This window comes from Shewanella glacialipiscicola (genome assembly GCF_023283485.1).
In the GTDB taxonomy this organism is placed as follows: Bacteria; Pseudomonadota; Gammaproteobacteria; order Enterobacterales; family Shewanellaceae; genus Shewanella; species Shewanella glacialipiscicola.
Genome location: NZ_JAKILU010000005.1, coordinates 165,190 through 185,994 on the forward strand (window position 1 = coordinate 165,190; position 20,805 = coordinate 185,994).

Below are 20,805 nucleotides of genomic sequence, written 5' to 3' on the forward strand. Positions count from 1 at the left end.
TTGAATTTCAGCTATAAAAAAAGCCCAGTTCAATTAAGAAACAGGGCTTTAAATAATGGTACCTGAGGTCGGACTCGAACCGACACGTCTTGCGACAGGGGATTTTGAATCCCCCATGTATACCAATTTCATCACTCAGGCAAAAACTTAACAGCTGTATTAGCTTTGTAAAGTAATCTAATCACGCTAAATAACTTTGCAAAACTTAATCTAAAAAAATTCACATAAAACGATGTAATTTAAATCTTTTTATCTACTGATTTACCAAGACTGCCATATCAAACATGCACTTATAGCCAGTCAAAAACCAAGCTTTCTAAGTGGTGTGGATTATACCTTTGCCGATGACAATGGCAAGTCTTTTGCCGCGTCTTTAATATAAATTATATTTAACCGCTCAAAAATAAGGCGTTAGAGGGTTGTTCAGCCTAGATAGAATAATCAATAGCGCTAACTCTGGTTATTCATCTTCAGATATAGCCACCTTTACTGATCAAATTCTCAGCACAGAACCACTATCCTCACACCACAAGCGCCAAACAATAGCATCGCGCATAAAAAATATCGATTTCATTGCATGATTTGAGTCTGCCATTAAATCAAGATTTAAGCCTAGCAATTGAGCAGCAGAACTTTTACCAAGACGCACCTACAACACATAGAGAAGTTTGAACTCAGTAAGATTAAGTGCAAGCAGAATATGACCACGATCACAGAGTTAATTAACAGTGATGCTTTCGGTCTCTGATGTCGATTTTTTATTGATCGAGATCAGTATTTACCCCATTAAATCCAGCTAATTTAGAGAAGACTTCACAGGAAACAGGATTTCAGTCATGGCATTTTGGTTAGATCTGATGTTTGGTAACCCGATAGGCTTACTTTCAATGATCGTTATCTTTTGCACTATAGGGATAATGGCTTATATCACTTGGATGTTTATTGCGAAGTCGGCACCAAAACCATAGTTTTGCTCCAGTTGTTCTTCATGCTCTTGTATAAATGCACAACTTTGGGGGTTTATTAACCCCCACTTTTTATTTTTTGTTCTGCGTAATTCTAATCATCAAATGTCATCATCGCATCGAACTCGCCTATGCGGTGTGTTTTCTATTTTGTACCAGACCATTTAAAAATTGCGGACGTGCTTTAATTAATGACTGCATCTCTTCTTGGCTTGGCTCTCCCGCAGGCAAACGCAGCACATCACGGTTGAGATACATACGCGCTTTCATGGCAATCTTATAATCTGCGGTTGGCCCCTGAATCGCATAATGGCGCTCATTACCTAGCTTTTCTAAAATACAGGCATTCACTAAACTTTTTACTGCAGTTTCATTTTGCGGCAAAGTCAAAATAGTGGCACCTTGTAGAAAAAACTCTCGCACCAACGCCCGCTCAGCAGGATCAAGTAAATTAACTTTAGATTCGATAGTCTCAATAACTCGCTTATCACTTAAATGGCGAATTGACTCATCTAAACCTAAATTGATCAACTGACTCAAAAAATAAGCAATAGACACGATTAAGCCTAAACCCACAAACTCGGCATGCTCTGCTACAAACGGGTCTAGGGCTATCTTAGCCAGTAATTGGGGGGGCGTAAGCAATAAAACTGAACAACTCACCATAAGCCACAACATGACTCTAAACATGATTTTTTTCGGGCTAAAAGCCTTAACAGGATCCAGTTTGAGTTTGAACATAATATTATCCCCGCGACAAAAAATTGAACTTATCGACCATTAAGCAAATTTAGTGCCATAAATGAGACTCTATTTTACTGATTTTATTCGTTAATAAAGCACACTTTTATGCCTTGTTCGAACTGTAATAGTGCTTATTGCCTGCGGTGATGGGTATTAGACATGAAGGAAGATGTTGATATTCTTTTGCGACTCGGCCAACATCCATTTATAGACACATTGAAGAGCCATTTATTCACATTGAATTGGAGTTGATGTTTACCTTCACAACATCAACGCCTACTCACTTTAATAAAACGAACGCTAAGAACATAATGAATTGAATTTAAAAAATAAAAAAAATAGCATTAATTACTTAAACAGCATCTTGTGCCTGTTGCGCCAATCGCGCTAGCACTCGACTTGCAGCCACAAACCCAAATGTGCCCGTCACCATAGTCACGGCCCCAAAGCCTGAAGCACAATCCATTCTCATACTGCCATCGGCCGCCGCTTTCGTACCACAGACTGAACCATCGGCTTGCGGATAAACTAACTGTTCACTGGAAAAAACCGCATCGATAGCAAATCGGCGTTGTACATTTTTAGAGAAGTTATATTCGCGGCGCAAAATATTGCGTACTTTGGCCAACAAAGGATCTTGATAGGTTTTGGCGAGATCGGTTAACTGAATTTGAGTGGGATCTGTCTGTCCACCCGCGCCGCCCACTGTCACAATCTTAATTTTTTGACGCTTACACCAAGCAATTAACGCAGCCTTTTGCTTTACCGCATCAATACAGTCAACGACATAATCAATGTTGCCGCCTGCTTTAGCCCCGAGTAAATACTCGCCTAAATTGTCTAATGTAATAAAATCTTCAATCTCATTCACTTGGCATTCAGGGTTTATTTCGCGGATGCGGTGCGCCATCACAGCCACTTTAGAATGCCCTATGGTGGAACTCAGCGCATGAATTTGCCGATTGGTATTTGTCACACAAATATCATCTAAGTCCACCAAGCTAATCTGGCCTATGCCGCTACGCGCTAAGGCTTCTGCCGCCCAAGTACCTACGCCACCGATACCAATCACCACCACATGGGATATGGCAAATTTAGCCAGTGCCTTTTGTCCATACAAACGGCCAATTCCACCAAATCGATTTTGATAGGCCTCAGTCATAAATACTTACCTTATATTACGCAATAACAGCAGAAGCGCTTGCTTTAGCACCGAGTCGGCACTCGCCAAGACAACTTAATAACAACACTAAAAATATGCCGTGGATTCTAAACGATCTCGACATAAATCGAAATCACATCGACCCATGTTGCCAACTAATATATAAAACAACACCCGTGCCCAAATGATGAAAATCAACTCACAAAAAGTCTGAGGCGCATTAATGGGTGACTAGTCTTATCCATCACAATAAGCATTGATGACTCACCACAGTAACAAGGTCACCACGAGTGTCAAACACCGCGATAAATAGCGAAACATTTAAAATCCACAGCATTATTGGCTATGCACCTATATTAAAATACTAAGACTATGGTCTATGGTCGCGAGATGCGTTTTTATAAAATACGATACAAAACTATATAAAGCCGCGGCTTTATAGCAACAATGATTCACATTGTTAGATATTGATTTAAAATGGATATCAAGCATAAAAACATAAGGTTTTTTTGATAAAAACGTGTACTCAGCCGCTTTAGCAGTTCAAAACATCTTCTAAACCATAAATCCTACTCAGATATCACTGATTTGCTAGAGTATTAGTATATGCTACAGTTATTTCCGCCGATGTACCGCTTAATACTATTTAGTCACACCTACCACTTAAGTATTATGTAAATAAAGCGGTTTTACCTTCTTTAGATAAATTTGTCGTCAAGATATGCAAAAATGTCCTAGAAATAGCCTAATTAGAGGCAAGGATAGCCAAAAACATGATCTGTACCACAGCTAAAGAATCGTAAAACTGTAAAACTCGGCCACAACTTTTGTTACCAATATTAAGTAGCAAATGTGTTAAACCACACAAAAACCATGAAAAATGGATAAGAACTTAGGTTCGAGGGAGCACAAAACATGAAAAAGACACTCATTTCTGCATCAGTTGCATCTGTACTGGCATTGGCTTCATTCGGTGCGCTAGCCGAAGGCCCAAGCTTCTATGGTCGTTTAGAGCTTGCTTTAACCAATACAGAAACTGGTGCCACCCTACAAGGCGGAACTAACGGTGTTGATACAAAAAACTACGCCGATGAAAACAATTCAGGCACTTATTTAGAAAATAACTTTTCTTTATTAGGTGTTAAAGGATCAGAAAAGATTGCTGATGGCTTTGAAGCTATTTATCAAATGGAATTCCAAGTTGAAAATACATCCACTACCGGTGATGTATTTAAAGCGCGTAACACCTTTTTAGGTTTAAAAACTAACGCAGGTACAGTGTTAGTGGGTCGTAACGACACCGTATTTAAACAAGCAGAAGGCGGTGTGGATATTTTCGGTAATACTAACGCCGATATCGATCGTTTAATCAGCGCTCAAACTCGTACTGCAGATGGTGTTTGGTATTACTCACCAAAAATTGCTGGCTTGGTAACATTAAATGCCAACTATCAATTTGACGATAATGACACAACAGCTAAAACCTCTGAAAGCTTATATGCTCTGAGCGCTACGTTAGGTGATAGCAAATTTAAAGAACAAATGTATTATGCAGCTGTTGCATACAACAAGGGTATTGCAGGTGTTGATGCATATCGCTTAGTTGGCCAAGTAAAGTTAGGTCAATTCAAAGTCGGTGGTTTATTCCAGAACGCAGAAGATGTTGTAAATAATGATATCGATGGTAATACTTACTACGTCAACGTATCTTATGATTTGAACGGTGTAAACCTGAAAGCAGAATACGGTGCTGATGATGCTGGCTTCGGTAGCTACTACAAAAACGTAAACACCATAGGAAAAGATATTAACGGTAAACCGATTATTACGACAGGTACTGATATCAACGTACAAAACTTCAACGTAGGTGCTGACTACCGTTTAGCTAAATCAACTATGGTATACGGCCAATACGCTATGTACCGCGGTGACCATGTTGTTGCTGGTAACAAAGTTGATCTACAAGATGACAACGTATTCTCTGTAGGCGTACGTTACGATTTCTAATCTCTGACTAAAGAGATAATTAAAAACCTACTGTAGTCATACAGTAGGTTTTTTTATATCTCGAATCTGACTAGCGATTGACATTCGATAATGAAAAACAAAAAAGCCACCGAAGTAAGACTCAGGTGGCTTTAGCGAATCTATTACGAATTGATATATTGCTGGTTAGTGCATCGCACTCTTGAGCACTTTTAATCCATCAAAGCATTAGATGCTCGTTAATGGCTCACCGCCGTCACCGAGTTCAATGCTATCAACACGTTGTAAGCCTCGCGGTAACTTGGCCCCACGGCGACCACGCTCGCCACGATAGTGCTCTAAATCGCTCGGCTTAAGTGTGAGCTTGCGCTTACCCGCCCACAGAGTGACGGGCGTATCGCTTGGCACGAGCTGCAAGTGCGTCATTAACTCGTCGCGACTCTTCGCTCTTTCTGTCGGGATGCCGATAATCTTATTGCCTTTACCTTTAGATAACTGTGGCAGGGCATCAAGGGAGAACAGCAACATCCGACCTTCGTTGGTAATGGCTAAAAGTGACATTTCTTTAGTACGATCAATCAACTTAGGTGTTAATGATTTAGCGTTTGTAGATAAACTGAGCAAAGCCTTACCCGCTTTATTGCGCGATACCATATCGTTGTATGAACAAATAAACCCATAACCAGCATCAGTTGCTAACAAGTAGCATTGGTCCTCTTCCCCCATCAACACATGCTGCATGGTTTCACCAGGCGCCATATTAAAACGAGTGGTAATTGGCTCGCCTTGGCTACGTGCAGAGGGCAACGTATGACTGTCGGTTGCAAATGCCCGTCCAGACGAATCAATAAATACCGCCGCTTGATTGCTACGCCCCATGGCGCTGCACAAATATTGGTCACCAGACTTATAGGACAGAGATAACGGATCAATATCATGGCCTTTAGCACAACGTACCCAGCCTTTTTCAGATAAAACGACTGTTACGGCCTCTGTCGGAGTTAGCTCTTGCTCAGTTAAGGCGCGTGACTCATTACGCAGTACTATGGGTGAGCGACGATCGTCACCATAGGTTTGTGCATCTTGGATTAATTCTTTTTTGATTAAAGTCTTTAGGCGACGCTCAGAGCTCAATAGCTGCTCGAGCTTTTCACGCTCGGCTTCAAGTTCATTTTGCTCGGCGGTGATTTTAAATTCTTCTAGCTTGGCTAAGTGACGTAATTTTAACTCAAGAATCGATTCAGCTTGTTTATCACTCAGTGAAAAACGTGCCATTAACTCGACTTTAGGTTCATCATGAAAACGAATAATCTCAATCACTTCATCAATATTGAGAAACGCGATCATTAATGCTTCGAGAATATGTAGCCGCGAAACCACCTTATCTAAGCGATATTCTAAACGGCGCTTAACCGTATCGACTCGAAATTCTAACCATTCAGTTAATAAGGTTTTTAGCCCTTTAACCCGTGGTCGACCATCTAGACCCAGTACGTTTAAGTTAACTCTAAAACTCTTTTCTAAATCCGTCGTCGCAAATAGATGCGCCATAAGCTGATCACAATCGACACGGTTTGAACGGGGCACCACCACCAGACGCACCGGACTCTCATGGTCAGATTCATCACGTAAATCCGCCACCATAGGCAACTTTTTTGCCAACATTTGGTTGGCGATTTGCTCTAAAATTTTGCCGCTACTGGCTTGATGAGGCAATGCAGTAATAATAATTTCACCGCCATCAACGGTGTAAACTGCGCGCGCACGCAAGGACCCGCGCCCAGATTCATAAATTTTTGCAATATCGGCCGAGGGGGTAATGATCTCCGCTTCAGTTGGGTAATCAGGGCCCGGTACAAAGGCCATTAATTGCTCGAGCTCAAGCTTTGGATCATCAAGCAAGGCAACACAGGCCGAGACCACTTCTCTGACGTTATGCGGCGGAATATCTGTCGCCATACCCACGGCAATACCCGTGATCCCATTGAGTAATATATGCGGTAAACGAGCTGGCAACACTTTAGGTTCTTTTAACGTACCGTCAAAGTTTTCGCCCCATTCAACCGTGCCTTGACCCAACTCACTGAGTAACACTTCAGAAAACTTAGATAGGCGCGCCTCGGTATAACGCATGGCCGCAAATGACTTTGGATCGTCAGGTGCCCCCCAGTTACCTTGACCGTCAACCAATGGATAACGATAAGAAAATGGCTGCGCCATCAATACCATCGCCTCATAACAGGCGCTATCGCCGTGGGGATGATACTTACCTAATACGTCACCAACTGTACGTGCCGATTTTTTATGTTTCGATTGAGCCGATAAACCTAACTCACTCATTGCATAGATAATTCGGCGCTGTACAGGTTTAAGCCCATCGCCAATATGTGGCAAAGCGCGGTCCATAATGACATACATGGAATAATTCAGATAAGCCTCTTCGGTGAAGCGCCGTAATGGCATTTGCTCCACCCCATCGAGACTTAACTTGATTGCGTCACTCATTGTTTTCTAGTTCCTGTGGTGCTTCAGTGCTATCGTTATTCGTTTCATTTTTGAAGAACAAACGATAAACGTTACCTTTTAAATCATCTGAAATGTACATCACGCCATCATCGGCGGATAACAATGCAAAGGGACGAGCGACGGGAAATTCACCATCGAGGAAACTGACAACCGTTTCACGGCTCACCACTTTTTGATCTTCAATCTTTAACATAACCACTTGATAGCCCACTTTACTCGAGCGATTCCAAGAGCCATTTTCGGCAATAAACAACTGGTTATGATACATAGGTGGAAATTGACTGCCGCGATAGAAAGCTAACCCTGTTGGCGCGACATGTGCGGGTAGCTCATATACAGGGACGGTAATTTTTAAGCTTTTAGGTTTTTCATAGGCGGGTTCAACAACCGTGCTGGCGTGTAAATAAGGAAAACCGTAATGACTACCAATGACATCCACACGATTGATTTCGTCGGGGGGTAAAATATCGCCCATCCAATCACGACCTTGGTCAGCAAACCATAATTTGCCATCGATGGGCGACCAATCAAATCCACTGGCATCACGTACACCAGCAACAATTTGCTCACTGGCACCAGTATCGACATTAATCGCTATAATGCTACTATAAGGCACTGGGGCTTCACATACGTTACAAGGCGCACCAATCGATACATACAAACGTCCATCTGGACCAAAGTTAATCGCCCGAGAGCTCTTCTTTTCTGAGTAAGGTAAATCGCTATAAACTTCTTTTGGCCGACTTGGCCGACGCAACCTTTGTTCGATATCAATAAAGCGTACAATTTGGTTCTCAGTAGCAACAAATAAGTCACCATTGTGAAATGCGATAGCATCTGGTGACGTCAGACCTTTAGCAATAACGTAGCGTTTATCAACATTGCCGTCTTGATTACTATCCACTAAAGCGTGAATAGTGCCGCTCTTGTTGGAACCGACAAATAACGTACCATTGGTACCCATTGCCATCTGCCTAGCATCGCCCACATCTGAGGCATACAGTGATAAACCAAAGCCTTTAGAGACGGTTATCATTATCGACTGAGAAGCCGCTATCGCGCTATTACTCGTCAATAACGAGCTGCTTATCAATACCAGCAAACAACTAGAGAGCAAGATTAAGCATCTATAATTATTAGTTTTTTTATACAACATTGTCATTTTATGCCTATGTTTTATTGTTATCGGCAATAGTGCACAACATTAAAGTAAAGCCATGTCACCCTTATCTTCAAGCCAGTTTTTCCGGTCTGGTGAACGCTTCTTCGCCAGTAGCATATCCATCAAAGCATCGGTCTCTTCGTTATCATCTATGGTTAACTGTACTAAACGACGGGTGTTTGGATCCATCGTTGTCTCACGTAATTGTAACGGATTCATCTCGCCCAAGCCTTTAAAGCGGGTAACTTGTACCTTACCTTTTTTATTCTCTGCAGCAATACGATCTATAATTGCAGCTCTTTCTGCTTCATCCAGAGCATAATAAACCTCTTTACCGATATCGATACGAAACAGTGGTGGCATGGCAATATACACGTGGCCCTGCTCAACCAATATGCGGTAATGCTTCAAAAATAGCGCACATAGTAAGGTCGCGATATGCAGTCCATCGGAGTCGGCATCGGCAAGAATACAAATCTTGCCATAACGTAATTCAGAGATATCACTGCTATCTGGATCGCACCCAATTGCAACCGAAATATCGTGCACTTCCTGCGAAGCTAATACCTGCGAGGCATCGACTTCCCAAGTATTGAGGATTTTGCCTCGCAGCGGCATGATTGCTTGAAACTCACGATCGCGAGCCTGTTTAGCACTACCACCCGCAGAGTCCCCTTCAACGAGAAATAACTCTCCTCGCATCGGATCTTGGCCGCTGCAATCGGTCAATTTACCCGGTAGCGCAGGGCCTGAGGTTACTTTTTTACGGGCGACTTTTTTGGCAGCCTTTAACCGACGCTGAGCATTATTAATGCACATATCGGCTAAGGATTCAGCTAATTCGGTATTCGAGTTAAGCCACAGTGAAAAAGCATCGCGCACAACGCCAGAAACAAAAGCGGCACATTGACGACTAGAGAGCTTTTCTTTCGTTTGGCCTGCAAATTGTGGTTCTTGTATCTTCACCGATAAAATAAATGCAGCTCGATCCCAGATGTCTTCCGGTGAGAGCTTGATGCCACGGGGAATTAAGTTTCTGAACTCACAAAATTCCCGCATAGATTCCAATAAACCTTGGCGAAAACCGTTTACATGGGTACCACCAAGCGGCGTGGGGATTAAGTTAACATAACTCTCACCGATTGACTCGCCGCCCTCTGGTAACCAAGTAATCGCCCAATCGGCGGCTTCCAACTGTGCTTTAAAGCTGCCAACAAAGGGCTCTTCAGGCAACATCAAATTATCGCCGATAGCAGCTTTTAAATAATCAGTCAGGCCACTTTCATAAAACCATTCATGGACTTCATTGGTTTGCTTATTGGTAAACTTAATCCGCAAGCCTGGGCACAATACCGCTTTAGCGCGCAGTAGATAAATCAGTTTCGAATTAGAAAAATTCGCCGAATCAAAATAACTCGGATCGGGCCAAAAATGCACTCGAGTACCCGAATTACGGCGACCACAGGTGCCAGAGGGATGTAAGTCCTCAACCTTAAAACCATTTTCAAAAGCAATATCATACACTTGACCATCACGACGAACGGTCACTTCAACACGACGCGATAATGCGTTGACGACTGAAATACCAACGCCGTGTAAACCACCCGAGAATTGATAGTTTTTATTGGAAAACTTACCACCAGCATGTAGTTTGGTGAGGATCAACTCAACCCCAGGAATACCTTCTTCAGGGTGAATATCCACCGGCATACCACGGCCGTCATCGGTGACTTCAAGGGAGTTATCGCTATGTAAAATGACTTCAATTTTAGTTGCATGGCCCGCTAATGCTTCATCAACACTGTTATCGATAACCTCTTGGCCTAAATGGTTGGGTCTGGAGGTGTCGGTATACATACCTGGACGGCGTTTAACAGGATCGAGTCCGTTGAGAACTTCAATGGCGTCAGAGGTATATTGATTGGTCATAGGGCACGCTATAGGTTATATATCCGGCCATGTTGCGGCTGTGGATGTCGGTTTGTCAAGGTAACTGTAAAAATTGGCTTACAGTTTGCAAGTGCGATGCATAACCCATAAAACTATGATCGCCCCCTGCTTCAATTCGTAATTGACAGTGATGATATTTATTAAGTGCTTCACGATAATCGAGCACCTCATCACCTGTCTGCAATAATACCAAAAATCGGTCCGGATTGTGGATAATAGTCGTATTAAATTCAGCAACTTCCGCCTTATATTCCGGTAACACGACATAATGTTGTTTTGTATAAGGATTAAATTGTGGCCCCATAAATTCATCAAATAATTCAAAGGGTTTTACCGCGGGATTTACCAAAACAGCTCGCCCCCCATAGGTTTCAGCTAAATAACTAGCAAAATACCCCCCTAAGGATGAACCTATATACGCTAATGGTTCATTAGCATCAATTGCCGCCTCAACATAAGTCGTTAACAGTGCCATTGCAGCCCGAGGTGTATTGAGCAATTGTGGCTGATGAAAGGTCACACTAGGGTGATGCAGCGCCATATATTTAGCGGTCATCACGGCTTTGTCTGAAAATGGCGAGCTATTAAATCCATGAATATAAAGCAGCATATATACCCAAATATCCTCAGGCTGCGGCTATTCTACTTAATAACCGCTAGAGTTGTTGTCGGGGGAAAAATGGTTACCAGGTACGCGATACACTTTAGTATTGATGCTACCATCGGCCTTTAACTCCAGCAAACGATAACCTGGCTGGATGCTATCTAAAGCAAAATACGGTGATAATGGCTTAAATTGAATACACGTGGAAGGTGTCGCCATCAACTGTAAATTGCCATGAGGCCCTTTGTGATAGGTATCGATACATTGATGCACATGCCCCCAGAGTAATCCTTTAACCTGCGGATATTGGGCTACTCGCACTAAAAATTCGGCACCATTATCCATACAGTGCTGATCAAGCCAAGTGCAATTAACGACTATGGGGTTGTGGTGCATCACCAGCAAAGTGTGCAGATGAGGATGCGCTGCAATAGCTTTGTCAATTAATTCAAACTGACTATCGGCCATATTGCCGCCAGGTTTGCCGCGCACAGTCGAATCCAACATGAGTATTTGCCAATTGCCTGCGAGAATACGTTGCTGGCCAAAGATCTGCTCACCTTGCATATGTAAATACATGATCCGCGGATCGTCATGATTCCCCGGTAGATAATGACAAGGTAAATCAACAGGTGTAACAGCTTTTACAAATTGTTGGTAGGATTCAGCGGAATAGTCTTGGCTCAAGTCGCCAGTGGCGAGCATCAAATGAGCCGGATAATCCACAGCTCTAATGGTATTTAGCACAGCTGCCAAACTCTTTCCGGTATTGACGCCTAAAAGCTGAGCTTCAGGATCGGCAAAAAGGTGCGGATCAGTGATCTGCACTATACGTACACTTTCTCCTTCAGTTATGGAGTAAGAGACAGCCTCTTTCAGCACATTGAATACCCAATTCTAAGGTTGGCACACTACGCTATGTTGGTAACCAATCTTTAATAACTCTTCCAGGAATGCATTTACCTGGTACTTTTCATCACTTTGATACATACGGACATTTGGGTAATCATACACTGGGCGTAATTGATAAATCTGCTGACTAGTTAACACTTCTGCTAATTTAGCATCATGATAAATTCTCACTAACACCTTGGGAGTATTGATAAAGTCTCTAATAGCCAGTGGGCGTGATATCTCAACTAATTGAGTATATTTGGTATTTTCTAAAATACGCATCACTAATATACCAAACTCGCCTTCGAGGCGCCATGATTCACCGACAGCAATCTCTAACGGTAACCATTTCAACATATGACTATAGTTACGCCCGCATAGCGCAAGAAAGTGGCTAACGTTGGGTTTATAGCGTTGTTTTAACTGTAGATTCGAAGCTGTCAAATTATTCCCAACTTAACGCAGTTGTTGATAGTTTAATTGCAACCATTGCAATCCAATCACGGTCGATGCATTGTCTATCTCACCGTTAAGCATACTATTATAGGCTTGCTCACGGCTCATGACATGCAATCGAATATCTTCATGCTCCTCAGCTAATCCATGCAATCCACGGGCATTACTCGAGTCGATATCAGCCCAATAAAAATAGAAACGTTCTGTGCTACCACCAGGGCTCGCCAAATAACTATTAATAAAATGCATACTGTTAGCGACAAGGCCAGTTTCTTCGAATAGCTCGCGGTGGGCAACATCCACAGCCGTTTCTTCGGGCGCAATCATACCCGCGACGAGCTCCATAAGCCAAGGAGATTTAGTGGTTGCTAATGCAGGAAAGCGTACTTGTTCGATAAGCACTATCTTATCTTGTTTAATATCATAGGGCAGCACCACAACAGCATGACCCCGCTCAAATACTTCACGGGTTACCGGCTGACTCCAACCACCGGCAAATAATTTATGTTTAAAGGTGTACTCATCCAGTGAAAAGAAACCTTGATACAAGGATTTTTTCCCTATGATCTCAATATCTTTTTGCGAAAAAATAGCGGGGTTCATGCTCTATCCTCAAAATTAAATTTGCGCCTATAATCAAGGTAATTTGACACATTTTTAAAATAAAATCTGTTACACTTCGAATTTGACTTGAAAGCGTTAGAGTTCTTAGAATCTAGGTCATTAAGTTTTAGCTGTATCGGGAAGCGTCGGGAAGCGCAAACCGCCTTGATAAAGGCATTACTAGTCTAAACAAAGTTAAAATGTTCTCCCTTGGGGGGATTTTGTCTAATAAGGACAGCAAATGAAATTTAAGATCCATACTTTATGCGCAGCATTAACGCTTGCGGCTTCTGCTTCAGTGGTACAAGCTGACGATTTACTACAAATTTATCAACAAGCACTGACAAGCGATCCACTGGTATTACAAGCTCAGGCTCAGCGTAATGGTTTGTTTGAAGAAATCGAGCAAAATCGCGCACCTTTGTTGCCAACCATTAGTGCTAACGTCGGTTATGACAAAGCATGGAATGATCCAAAAGTTGATACCAGCGGTCTAGTCGGTAGTCTTACATTAAATCAAGTCATCTATGATCACAGTGCTTGGGTAGGTTTAAGCCTAGCTGAAAAAGCCGCATCTCAAGCGGATTCAGCTTACGCATCAGCACTACAAAACTTGATTACGCGCATTACTAAAGCCTATTTCGATGTATTAACGGCTAAAGATAATTATGAATTCCAAGGTGCTGAAAAGCGCGCCATCGAACGCCAATTAGAGCAAACTAAACAGCGTTTCGCGGTAGGTTTAACAGCCATTACCGATGTCCATGAAGCTCAAGCACAATATGACTTAGCCTCAGCGACGGAAATTTTAGCTGAAAACAGACTGGCTAATAGCTATGAAGCCTTGCGTGAAATCACCGGTATCGATCATAAGACCATTAATGTATTAGATACTAATCGTTTCTCGGCTGTCACACCTGCGCCAGCATCATCGAGTGAATGGTTAAAAATCGCTGAAACCAATAGCATAGATCTCATGACTCAGCGTATTGGTAAAGATATTGCCCAAGAAACCATTAAGCTATATCAAGCGGGCCACATGCCATCTTTAAGCTTAAATGCGGGTTACAACAAAGGGCTTGAACAAAAAACCGGTAATATCAACGATCCTGATTTCGATAATGTTAACGTTGGCGTTAACTTAAGCATTCCGATTTTTGAAGGTTTTAAAGTCAGTTCACAAGTTAAGCAGGCGCAATTTCAATATGTAGAAGCGAGTGAAAAACTTGAACAAGTCTACCGTGGTGTAGTGAAAGATGTTCGCAATAACTACAACAACGTCGGCGCATCGATAAGCTCAATCAAGGCTTATGAGCAATCAGTATTGTCATCAGAAAGTGCGTTAAAAGCCACTCAAGCCGGTTTTGAAGTGGGTACTCGTACTATCGTTGACGTATTAAACCGTACCCGCGACTTGTACGATTCAAAGCGTCAATTATCAGATGCACGTTACAGTTATATCAACTCGATTGTGGCACTAAAGCAAGCTGCTGGCACATTGAATGAAGATGATGTTATTGCTATCAATAATGGTTTAAAAGCCGAGTAATATCGCTCTCGATATTAAAGCTTGCTTTGAGACTTATTTTTGAGACATAAAAAAACCGCCGATTAGCGGTTTTTTTATGTCTAAACCCTAACGTAAAGGATTAGAAGTCGATTTCTACACCAGCAAAGTATCCCTTGAATGTAGTATCAGCACTCACACCCGAGAAATTGCTCACATCAAATAGAAACTCACGATAACCCACACGAACACGTGTATCGACGGTCACCCCGTCAAATTCCCAGCCAAGACCAACTGCATAGTCATAGACACTTGACTCGCTAGCGCCAACCATCAAATCTGCAAAACCAAACAAACCTATGCCAGGAATACCCACTTCGCCGCTGGCGTAACCCATGATGATACCACTATCGATATCTTTCTCTTCTGGATGACCTGCATCTTGCACTCGAAATGAACCATTCATTAATTTGTAAGCAGCACCTAGGTCCAATGACACTATGTCATTGTCCAATATTTCATAATACAGCACAAAATCGGTATTACTCAGATCAGCATAAGTGGTCACGTTAGTTTTAAAATCATAACCATTAAAGTTGAAGTTAGCATTAGAAATGCCGCCTTTTTGATCTAAGCTATTTTCACGAATTTTAACATTAGGGATAAATGGAATAGGATGCTCAAGCGCAACCCAATAACTCCCCTGTGCAGATGAGTTATAATTAACGTCTTGTTGCGGTTGGCCTTTATCAGCAAAGGTACCATTAGTATCAGCATACCAATAATCTCCACCCACTTTAAAACCAAGTACAGTCGCCGCTTGGGCAGACGTTGCAATACAACATCCGAGTATCGCACTAACGAGAAGAGTCTTTTTCATAATTAACCTTGAGATAGTAAGTTCGTTAAATCAATCACCGCGGCATTCGCACGGGATACATAGTTAGCCATAACTAATGAATGATTAGCGACTAGGCCAAAACCGTTGCCGTTGAGAACTATGGGGCTCCAAACCGTTTGCTGAGTTGCCTCTAGCTCACGAATGATCTGTCTTAGGCTTACTTCAGCATTTTTCTTCTTCAATACATCTGCAAAATCAACTTCTACAGCACGCATAAAGTTGAGTAACGCCCATGAGGCACCACGGCTTTCATAAAAAACATCATCAATTTTCCACCAACTGGTTTTGATTTGATGACTGACTAAGTTCGGCGTAGATTGACGGGCGGCATTATCACCAGCCAAGTCAGTGTTTAAACGCTCTTGCCCCACACTGGCAGATAAACGCTGCGACATACTACCTAGACGCTTTTGCACCTCTTTTAACCATTCATTAAGGTTGTCGGCGCGGGCATAAAACTGCGCATCTTGGTTATTGGGGTCCATCATTCGCACGCGATACAGCTTCAACAATTTTACCGCATGACGATATTCGCTTTCAGCACTCGGGACTAGCCAGCTGGTATGATCGATATTGAGTTTAGATTGGGCTTCACCTAAATCTTTATCGGCAGCAGATTGTGACTGCGAACGACTAAACTCTTTACGCATAATTAAGGCTAAATCACGGGCTTGCTCTAATGCGCCATACTCAAAAGCAGGCATATTATCCATAAAAACAGAGGGTGGCATCACATCGTTTGATAGCCAACCGCCTTGTTTATCAAGCAGGTTTTCGATGGTGAGAATGAGTGAGGTTGTTGTTGCATATCCGACCACATTTTTATCACTAGCCGTCAACTGTTGAGGATTGATAGGATCGGGTTCGATACTCCACCATACACTCACGCCATAGCCAATAAGCACTAAAAACAAACCGACACCGGCAACTTTTTTCCATGTAATTTGCATCAAGCTACTCCTTAATGATGGTGATGATGCTCTTGCTCTGCGGCGATATCTGCTTGTTTACTTACAGGCAAGGTAATCACCATTTTTTCGCCATCGTCGAACTCTAATTGTAGTTCAACTTGTTGCTCCAACACCAATGGCGCTTTTAAGCCAAGCAACATGACATGATCTCCAGACGGAGTTAACGTTAATGCACCATGAGATGGAATATCAAAGCCTTCAACATGGCGCATTTTTACCATGCCTTGATCTTCAATTATCGTGTGTAATTGAGCATCTTTAGCCACATTGGAACTCACAGCAATAAGACGAACTGCTTTATCTGTGTGGTTTTCAAGCGTAAAGTAGGCAGCTGTATTTGGCACAGTATCTGGCATGGCACGTACGTGACCTTCCGTCAGCACTACACTCGCCAATGCGGAGAATGATGCACAAGATAAAATGAGACAATTAAACAGCTGTTTGAATATTGGTTTCAATGTCTTAAACTCCATGTTTACCCAATGTCGTCGTAAAGGAAACAACCCATGAGTCATATACAGGTCCAGGATGATCAGGGCGTACGTATTATCAGCTTTAATCGCCCTGATAAACGCAATGCATTTGATCTTAATATGTATAAACAACTGACAGAATACCTGATCGAAGGTGAAGCAGACAACGACATTCGTGCCTTTATGTTATATGGTAAAAATAATTGCTTTACTTCAGGCAATGATATTGCAGACTTTTTGAAAAATAGTGACTTAGGACCAAACCATCCGGCAGTACGTTTTCTATTTTGTCTACTGGAACTCAAAAAACCGCTAGTCGCTGCCGTTTCTGGCGCTGCTGTAGGTATAGGTACAACCGTGCTACTGCATTGCGATTTAGTGTACGCAGATAGTACAGCCAAGTTTCAGCTACCGTTTGTCAACTTAGCTCTCGTGCCAGAAGCCGGGGCAAGTTTACTGTTACCTGAACTTGTTGGTTATCAAAAAGCAGCAGAGCTGCTGTTGCTCGGTGAAAGTTTTAACGCCCAGACAGCCCATAGACTTAATATGATCAACGAAATAGTGGCTGATGAAGACTTATTCAGTTATGCGCTATCACAGGCAAAAAAACTGGCGAAGCAACCACCACAAGCCCTGCAAATTACCCGTCAACTCATGCGTCCACATAAGAACCGCGTACAACACCAAATGCATCAAGAATTAGAACAATTTAGCGCTAGGCTAAAAAGTGATGAAGCTAAAAGCAGATTTCAGGCTTTTTTGAAAAAGTAATCTGTCAGCTACGTACATATACATTTCACATGAGGGTCAAAGTGCCCTCTTGTTGCTAAACGTTTACTTTTATTTTAAAGCCACTGCAAGCCATTTAACTTATCAAATATAAGTCCGTTCAATAGGCTTAAACCGGTCTTCTCCATTGCTCAGCTAACAAAGCTAAAACAAAGTAAATCAGCAAACTCACACTTGGCATAAATACCGTCACGCCTGCCCACGCCATACGAGTCCAAAAGCAAGACCAACCAAACTTTGATGCCAAATCAGCGGCAACGCCACATACTAATCGTTTGGGGTTTTGCAGACGTATTTTAATTTGCTTCATCTAACACCTCGGCTCAGTGAATCATTAATTTACTAGCACTCATTCTATGCCACTGAAATCCATCAATAACATCATCTGCAAACAACATAAGATTGATTACAAATAACAGCAGCAAAGTCATTACAGGCAAACCACATCTGCGGTTCACTTAATTAGCACTATATTCATCAGCACTCACCAACTCACTTTTATGTTCAGCATTTAAGCCAAGTTGACTATTAAAATCATAAATAGTTTCTGCAAGCTGAGTATGTAGCGATAACACTAACTCACGCTTAGCGCTGACGAGTAACTCTTGTGTTTGCTTGGTTAATGTTTGTTCAATAGCTCCAGCAACATCCGACATTGGTGTAGCTTCTGCTTGTACTGCAACGCTTCCAACTAACGCACCGAGTAACACACTCACTTGTACTGTTTTTTTAATGGTTAATGTAAACATGATGGCATCCCTTTCGATTAATTTACTTGACGAAAGGAGTATTACAAACTGCATGCCAACTTAAAGATTGAAATTAAGCATATGATTTTTAATAAATTAAAATCAAAAGGTAAGTGATGAGAGATAAAGGAATGGATTAATAAAATGTAAGTGGTGAAAAATACTATTCAACTTAGTAAATCTCACCACTTTTAATATAGGAAAAACTACACAGCTGTTTCAGCTTGAATATTTTGAAATGCTTGTTTTACCACTTCAATGCCTGCACCGTTTTTATGGGCATTTTCACTCAAATAACGACGCCACGCACGGGCACCTGGTAAACCCTGGAATAACCCAATCATATGCCGAGTAATGTGATTGAGCCGGCCACCCGACTGCAAATGTGCTTCGATATAAGGCAACATAGCCTCAATGACATCTTCACGGCTTATCACCGCCTGTTGGCTGCTACACAATATTTGATCCACCTGCGCCAGAATATAGGGATTCTGGTAGGCCTCACGCCCCATCATCACCCCATCAAGTTGCGCCAAATGGGTTTGCGCTTGCTCAAGTGTGGTAACACCGCCATTAATACCAATATTAAGCGCAGGATAATCACGCTTAAGTTGATATACGCGCACATAATCAAGCGGCGGGATCTCACGATTCTCCTTCGGACTTAGTCCCTGAAGCCAAGCTTTACGTGCATGAATAGTAAAATCCGTACAACCTTTTGCGCTAACAACATCAATAAACTGCGTGAGAAACTCGTAACTATCTTGCTCATCAATTCCAATACGCGTTTTAACTGTAACGGGAATATCAACGACCTGCTTCATGGCATCAACGCATTCCGCCACCAACTCAGGTTCGGCCATCAAGCAAGCGCCAAAACGGCCATTCTGCACACGATCAGAAGGGCAACCGACATTGAGATTCACTTCATCATAGCCACGCTCAGCCGCAAGTTTAGCGCAGCGCGCCAAATCAACAGGATTAGAGCCACCTAACTGCAACGCCAAAGGATGTTCTTCTTGGTTATACGCTAAATAATCACCGCGACCATGCAATATCGCCCCAGTGGTCACCATTTCTGTATATAACAATGCATTAGCCGACATCAAACGCGCAAAATAACGATAATGGCGATCTGTCCAATCCAGCATGGGCGCTATGGAAAAGGTGCGATCGAGTGATAGGTTGTCAATATTCTTGTTTTTCAACATATTACTATTTATTTCGTTCAGGGACATAATTAACCGTTTCCAACCGCTTTTTGGCTTACGAAGTCCATATTATCCCTGAGAAAGTGCGAATTCATTCTCAAGTTTCAATATGACTAGATGACCATCAAAATATAACAACAGTAGAACAGAGCCGCTATTGCAGTTTCGTTCCAGCGCATTAGGCAGTGTTGTAGTATATCGCGAATAGCCTATTCGGGGGAGGTTTAAGATATCCAGCATCTTAGCGGTTTAAGCTCTGCGCTAGGCAGAGCGAAATACAATAAGGAACAAAATATTCAGTGAATGAGGTGTATTAATTACACCCTATGGAGCCTAGAGTCGCACTTTGATGTTGAAGTCAGCTCACAGAAATATTTATAACTCACTCCAACGTCTTAATAGATTGTGGTAAACACCGCTCAAATTAAATAACTCTTGCTCTGCAGCCTGCTGAGTGGTCAAAGTTTGAATAGATTGGTCTAACTGGAACAGTAAGCGGCGCTGGCCTTCGTCGCGCACCATACTTTGTAACCACATAAACGCTGCTACGCGCTCACCGGATATCACGGGAGTCACTTGGTGCAAACTGGTGGACGGATAAAGCACTAAAGATCCCGCAGATAACTTGATGCTTTGCTGCCCGTAGGTATCTTGAATCGTTAATTCGCCCCCTTGGTAATCCTCAGGTTCACTGAGGAATAATGTCGCAGAAAGATCAGTACGTACCATACCCTCGCCAGTTGAACGGATCGCATTATCAATATGATATCCAAAGGTTTCACCACCTTGATAACGATTAAATAACGGCGGATAAAATTGCAATGGCAATGCTGCTGAGACAAATAATGGATGAGCAAGTAACCTTTGCATGATTTGCTGACCTATCACTACCGCAACCGGATCGTCCTTATCTAACTGTTGATTACGCTTACGCGTGCTCGCCATCGCCCCTGAGGTTTGGTTGCCATCTATCCAACGGCGGGCATCTAATTGTTCACGTAATTGACTGACTTCTTGTTTAGAAAAAACATCAGGGATTTTAATAAGCATCTCATTATTCCATTATACAAAAACACACGGGTTGACATGATTTATAAGGATTATAAACATAAAAGGCAGCCCGAAGGCTGCCATAACATTAGCGCAATTCCA

Annotated in this window: 20 protein-coding genes and 1 tRNA gene; 4 read left to right on the forward strand and 17 right to left on the reverse strand. The window is 42.3% G+C overall.

The window, feature by feature from the left end; genetic code table 11:
- Positions 1-56 precede the first annotated feature (56 nt).
- A tRNA-Leu gene (locus tag L2717_RS06410) sits at positions 57-141 on the reverse strand.
- 695 nt (positions 142-836) lie between these two features.
- Between L2717_RS06410 and L2717_RS06415 the strand changes: the two genes are divergently transcribed.
- Positions 837-968, forward strand: a complete 132-nt coding sequence (locus L2717_RS06415) for a DUF3149 domain-containing protein (protein ID WP_220775154.1) — start codon at positions 837-839, stop codon at positions 966-968.
- Between the two features lie 126 nt (positions 969-1,094).
- On the opposite strand, the gene L2717_RS06420 is transcribed toward L2717_RS06415, so the two are convergent.
- On the reverse strand, positions 1,095-1,706 hold the full coding sequence (locus tag L2717_RS06420) for a superinfection exclusion B family protein (RefSeq protein ID WP_220775153.1): 612 nt from the start codon (positions 1,704-1,706) through the stop codon (positions 1,095-1,097).
- Positions 1,707-2,061: 355 nt separating this feature from the next.
- Positions 2,062-2,871, reverse strand: coding sequence for a tRNA cyclic N6-threonylcarbamoyladenosine(37) synthase TcdA (gene tcdA, locus L2717_RS06425; RefSeq protein ID WP_220775177.1), 810 nt, complete (start codon positions 2,869-2,871; stop codon positions 2,062-2,064).
- Positions 2,872-3,786: 915 nt separating this feature from the next.
- Between tcdA and L2717_RS06430 the strand changes: the two genes are divergently transcribed.
- Positions 3,787-4,878: a porin gene (locus L2717_RS06430; protein ID WP_220773806.1), complete on the forward strand. Its 1,092-nt coding sequence runs from the start codon at positions 3,787-3,789 to the stop codon at positions 4,876-4,878.
- Positions 4,879-5,085: 207 nt separating this feature from the next.
- On the opposite strand, the gene parC is transcribed toward L2717_RS06430, so the two are convergent.
- From parC to nudF, 7 genes are read right to left on the reverse strand one after another with little or no spacing between them, the layout of a single operon-like run.
- The gene (gene parC, locus L2717_RS06435) at positions 5,086-7,362 is read right to left on the reverse strand and encodes a DNA topoisomerase IV subunit A (RefSeq protein ID WP_248938004.1); all 2,277 of its coding nucleotides are present in this window, start codon (positions 7,360-7,362) and stop codon (positions 5,086-5,088) included.
- Entirely contained in the window at positions 7,355-8,539 is a 1,185-nt protein-coding gene (locus L2717_RS06440; RefSeq protein ID WP_220773808.1) for a PQQ-dependent sugar dehydrogenase, read from the reverse strand. The genes parC and L2717_RS06440 overlap by 8 nt, the downstream gene beginning before the upstream one ends.
- 48 nt (positions 8,540-8,587) lie before the next feature.
- Positions 8,588-10,474, reverse strand: coding sequence for a DNA topoisomerase IV subunit B (parE, locus tag L2717_RS06445; protein WP_076501247.1), 1,887 nt, complete (start codon positions 10,472-10,474; stop codon positions 8,588-8,590).
- Between the two features lie 55 nt (positions 10,475-10,529).
- Positions 10,530-11,105 (reverse strand): YqiA/YcfP family alpha/beta fold hydrolase, encoded by a 576-nt coding sequence (locus L2717_RS06450; RefSeq protein WP_220773804.1) that lies wholly within the window; start codon positions 11,103-11,105, stop codon positions 10,530-10,532.
- A 36-nt stretch (positions 11,106-11,141) separates the two neighbouring features.
- Entirely contained in the window at positions 11,142-11,981 is an 840-nt protein-coding gene (cpdA, locus tag L2717_RS06455) for a 3',5'-cyclic-AMP phosphodiesterase (RefSeq protein ID WP_220773803.1), read from the reverse strand.
- A 15-nt stretch (positions 11,982-11,996) separates the two neighbouring features.
- Positions 11,997-12,437: a DUF1249 domain-containing protein gene (locus L2717_RS06460; RefSeq protein WP_220773802.1), complete on the reverse strand. Its 441-nt coding sequence runs from the start codon at positions 12,435-12,437 to the stop codon at positions 11,997-11,999.
- 12 nt (positions 12,438-12,449) lie between these two features.
- On the reverse strand, positions 12,450-13,052 hold the full coding sequence (gene nudF / locus L2717_RS06465) for an ADP-ribose diphosphatase (protein ID WP_220773801.1): 603 nt from the start codon (positions 13,050-13,052) through the stop codon (positions 12,450-12,452).
- A gap of 241 nt (positions 13,053-13,293) precedes the next feature.
- On the opposite strand from nudF, the gene tolC reads away from it, so the two are divergent.
- A complete protein-coding gene (gene tolC / locus L2717_RS06470; RefSeq protein ID WP_220773800.1) occupies positions 13,294-14,601 on the forward strand; it encodes an outer membrane channel protein TolC in 1,308 nt (435 codons plus the stop codon).
- A 100-nt stretch (positions 14,602-14,701) separates the two neighbouring features.
- Here tolC and L2717_RS06475 read toward each other — a convergent pair whose 3' ends face one another.
- Genes L2717_RS06475 through L2717_RS06485 form a run of 3 tightly spaced genes read right to left on the reverse strand, consistent with a single transcriptional unit; the run spans position 14,702 to position 16,904 of the window.
- Positions 14,702-15,439, reverse strand: coding sequence for a TIGR04219 family outer membrane beta-barrel protein (locus tag L2717_RS06475; RefSeq protein ID WP_220773799.1), 738 nt, complete (start codon positions 15,437-15,439; stop codon positions 14,702-14,704).
- Between the two features lie 2 nt (positions 15,440-15,441).
- The gene (locus L2717_RS06480) at positions 15,442-16,410 is read right to left on the reverse strand and encodes a DUF2333 family protein (RefSeq protein ID WP_220773798.1); all 969 of its coding nucleotides are present in this window, start codon (positions 16,408-16,410) and stop codon (positions 15,442-15,444) included.
- Between the two features lie 11 nt (positions 16,411-16,421).
- Positions 16,422-16,904 (reverse strand): copper chaperone PCu(A)C, encoded by a 483-nt coding sequence (locus L2717_RS06485; RefSeq protein WP_220773807.1) that lies wholly within the window; start codon positions 16,902-16,904, stop codon positions 16,422-16,424.
- A gap of 33 nt (positions 16,905-16,937) precedes the next feature.
- On the opposite strand from L2717_RS06485, the gene L2717_RS06490 reads away from it, so the two are divergent.
- Positions 16,938-17,675, forward strand: a complete 738-nt coding sequence (locus L2717_RS06490; RefSeq protein ID WP_220773797.1) for an enoyl-CoA hydratase — start codon at positions 16,938-16,940, stop codon at positions 17,673-17,675.
- Positions 17,676-17,802: 127 nt separating this feature from the next.
- Here the strand turns inward: L2717_RS06490 and L2717_RS06495 are convergent, their stop codons facing one another.
- From L2717_RS06495 to L2717_RS06510, 4 genes are all read right to left on the reverse strand, one after another.
- The gene (locus tag L2717_RS06495) at positions 17,803-18,003 is read right to left on the reverse strand and encodes a PspC domain-containing protein (RefSeq protein WP_220773796.1); all 201 of its coding nucleotides are present in this window, start codon (positions 18,001-18,003) and stop codon (positions 17,803-17,805) included.
- A 148-nt stretch (positions 18,004-18,151) separates the two neighbouring features.
- On the reverse strand, positions 18,152-18,442 hold the full coding sequence (locus tag L2717_RS06500) for a hypothetical protein (RefSeq protein ID WP_220773795.1): 291 nt from the start codon (positions 18,440-18,442) through the stop codon (positions 18,152-18,154).
- A 206-nt stretch (positions 18,443-18,648) separates the two neighbouring features.
- Positions 18,649-19,653, reverse strand: coding sequence for a tRNA dihydrouridine(20/20a) synthase DusA (gene dusA / locus L2717_RS06505; RefSeq protein WP_220773794.1), 1,005 nt, complete (start codon positions 19,651-19,653; stop codon positions 18,649-18,651).
- A 375-nt stretch (positions 19,654-20,028) separates the two neighbouring features.
- Positions 20,029-20,703 carry a Fe2+-dependent dioxygenase gene (locus L2717_RS06510; protein WP_220773793.1) on the reverse strand — a complete coding sequence of 225 codons (675 nt, stop codon included), beginning with the start codon at positions 20,701-20,703 and terminating at the stop codon, positions 20,029-20,031.
- Between the last annotated feature and the right edge of the window lie 102 nt (positions 20,704-20,805).

Bases quoted from the DNA above. Each gene is read 5' to 3' on its own strand.
- tolC (WP_220773800.1), top strand. From the start codon at position 13,294: ATGAAATTTAAGATCCATACTTTATGCGCAGCATTAACGCTTGCGGCT.
- L2717_RS06485 (WP_220773807.1), bottom strand. From the start codon at position 16,904: ATGGAGTTTAAGACATTGAAACCAATATTCAAACAGCTGTTTAATTGT.
- L2717_RS06500 (WP_220773795.1), bottom strand. From the start codon at position 18,442: ATGTTTACATTAACCATTAAAAAAACAGTACAAGTGAGTGTGTTACTC.
- L2717_RS06430 (WP_220773806.1), top strand. From the start codon at position 3,787: ATGAAAAAGACACTCATTTCTGCATCAGTTGCATCTGTACTGGCATTG.
- parE (WP_076501247.1), bottom strand. From the start codon at position 10,474: ATGACCAATCAATATACCTCTGACGCCATTGAAGTTCTCAACGGACTC.
- parC (WP_248938004.1), bottom strand. From the start codon at position 7,362: ATGAGTGACGCAATCAAGTTAAGTCTCGATGGGGTGGAGCAAATGCCA.
- L2717_RS06475 (WP_220773799.1), bottom strand. From the start codon at position 15,439: ATGAAAAAGACTCTTCTCGTTAGTGCGATACTCGGATGTTGTATTGCA.
- L2717_RS06490 (WP_220773797.1), top strand. From the start codon at position 16,938: ATGAGTCATATACAGGTCCAGGATGATCAGGGCGTACGTATTATCAGC.
- L2717_RS06495 (WP_220773796.1), bottom strand. From the start codon at position 18,003: ATGAAGCAAATTAAAATACGTCTGCAAAACCCCAAACGATTAGTATGT.
- L2717_RS06420 (WP_220775153.1), bottom strand. From the start codon at position 1,706: ATGTTCAAACTCAAACTGGATCCTGTTAAGGCTTTTAGCCCGAAAAAA.
- dusA (WP_220773794.1), bottom strand. From the start codon at position 19,653: ATGTTGAAAAACAAGAATATTGACAACCTATCACTCGATCGCACCTTT.
- L2717_RS06415 (WP_220775154.1), top strand. From the start codon at position 837: ATGGCATTTTGGTTAGATCTGATGTTTGGTAACCCGATAGGCTTACTT.
- L2717_RS06440 (WP_220773808.1), bottom strand. From the start codon at position 8,539: ATGTTGTATAAAAAAACTAATAATTATAGATGCTTAATCTTGCTCTCT.
- L2717_RS06510 (WP_220773793.1), bottom strand. From the start codon at position 20,703: ATGCTTATTAAAATCCCTGATGTTTTTTCTAAACAAGAAGTCAGTCAA.
- tcdA (WP_220775177.1), bottom strand. From the start codon at position 2,871: ATGACTGAGGCCTATCAAAATCGATTTGGTGGAATTGGCCGTTTGTAT.
- L2717_RS06450 (WP_220773804.1), bottom strand. From the start codon at position 11,105: ATGCTGCTTTATATTCATGGATTTAATAGCTCGCCATTTTCAGACAAA.
- L2717_RS06480 (WP_220773798.1), bottom strand. From the start codon at position 16,410: ATGCAAATTACATGGAAAAAAGTTGCCGGTGTCGGTTTGTTTTTAGTG.
- nudF (WP_220773801.1), bottom strand. From the start codon at position 13,052: ATGAACCCCGCTATTTTTTCGCAAAAAGATATTGAGATCATAGGGAAA.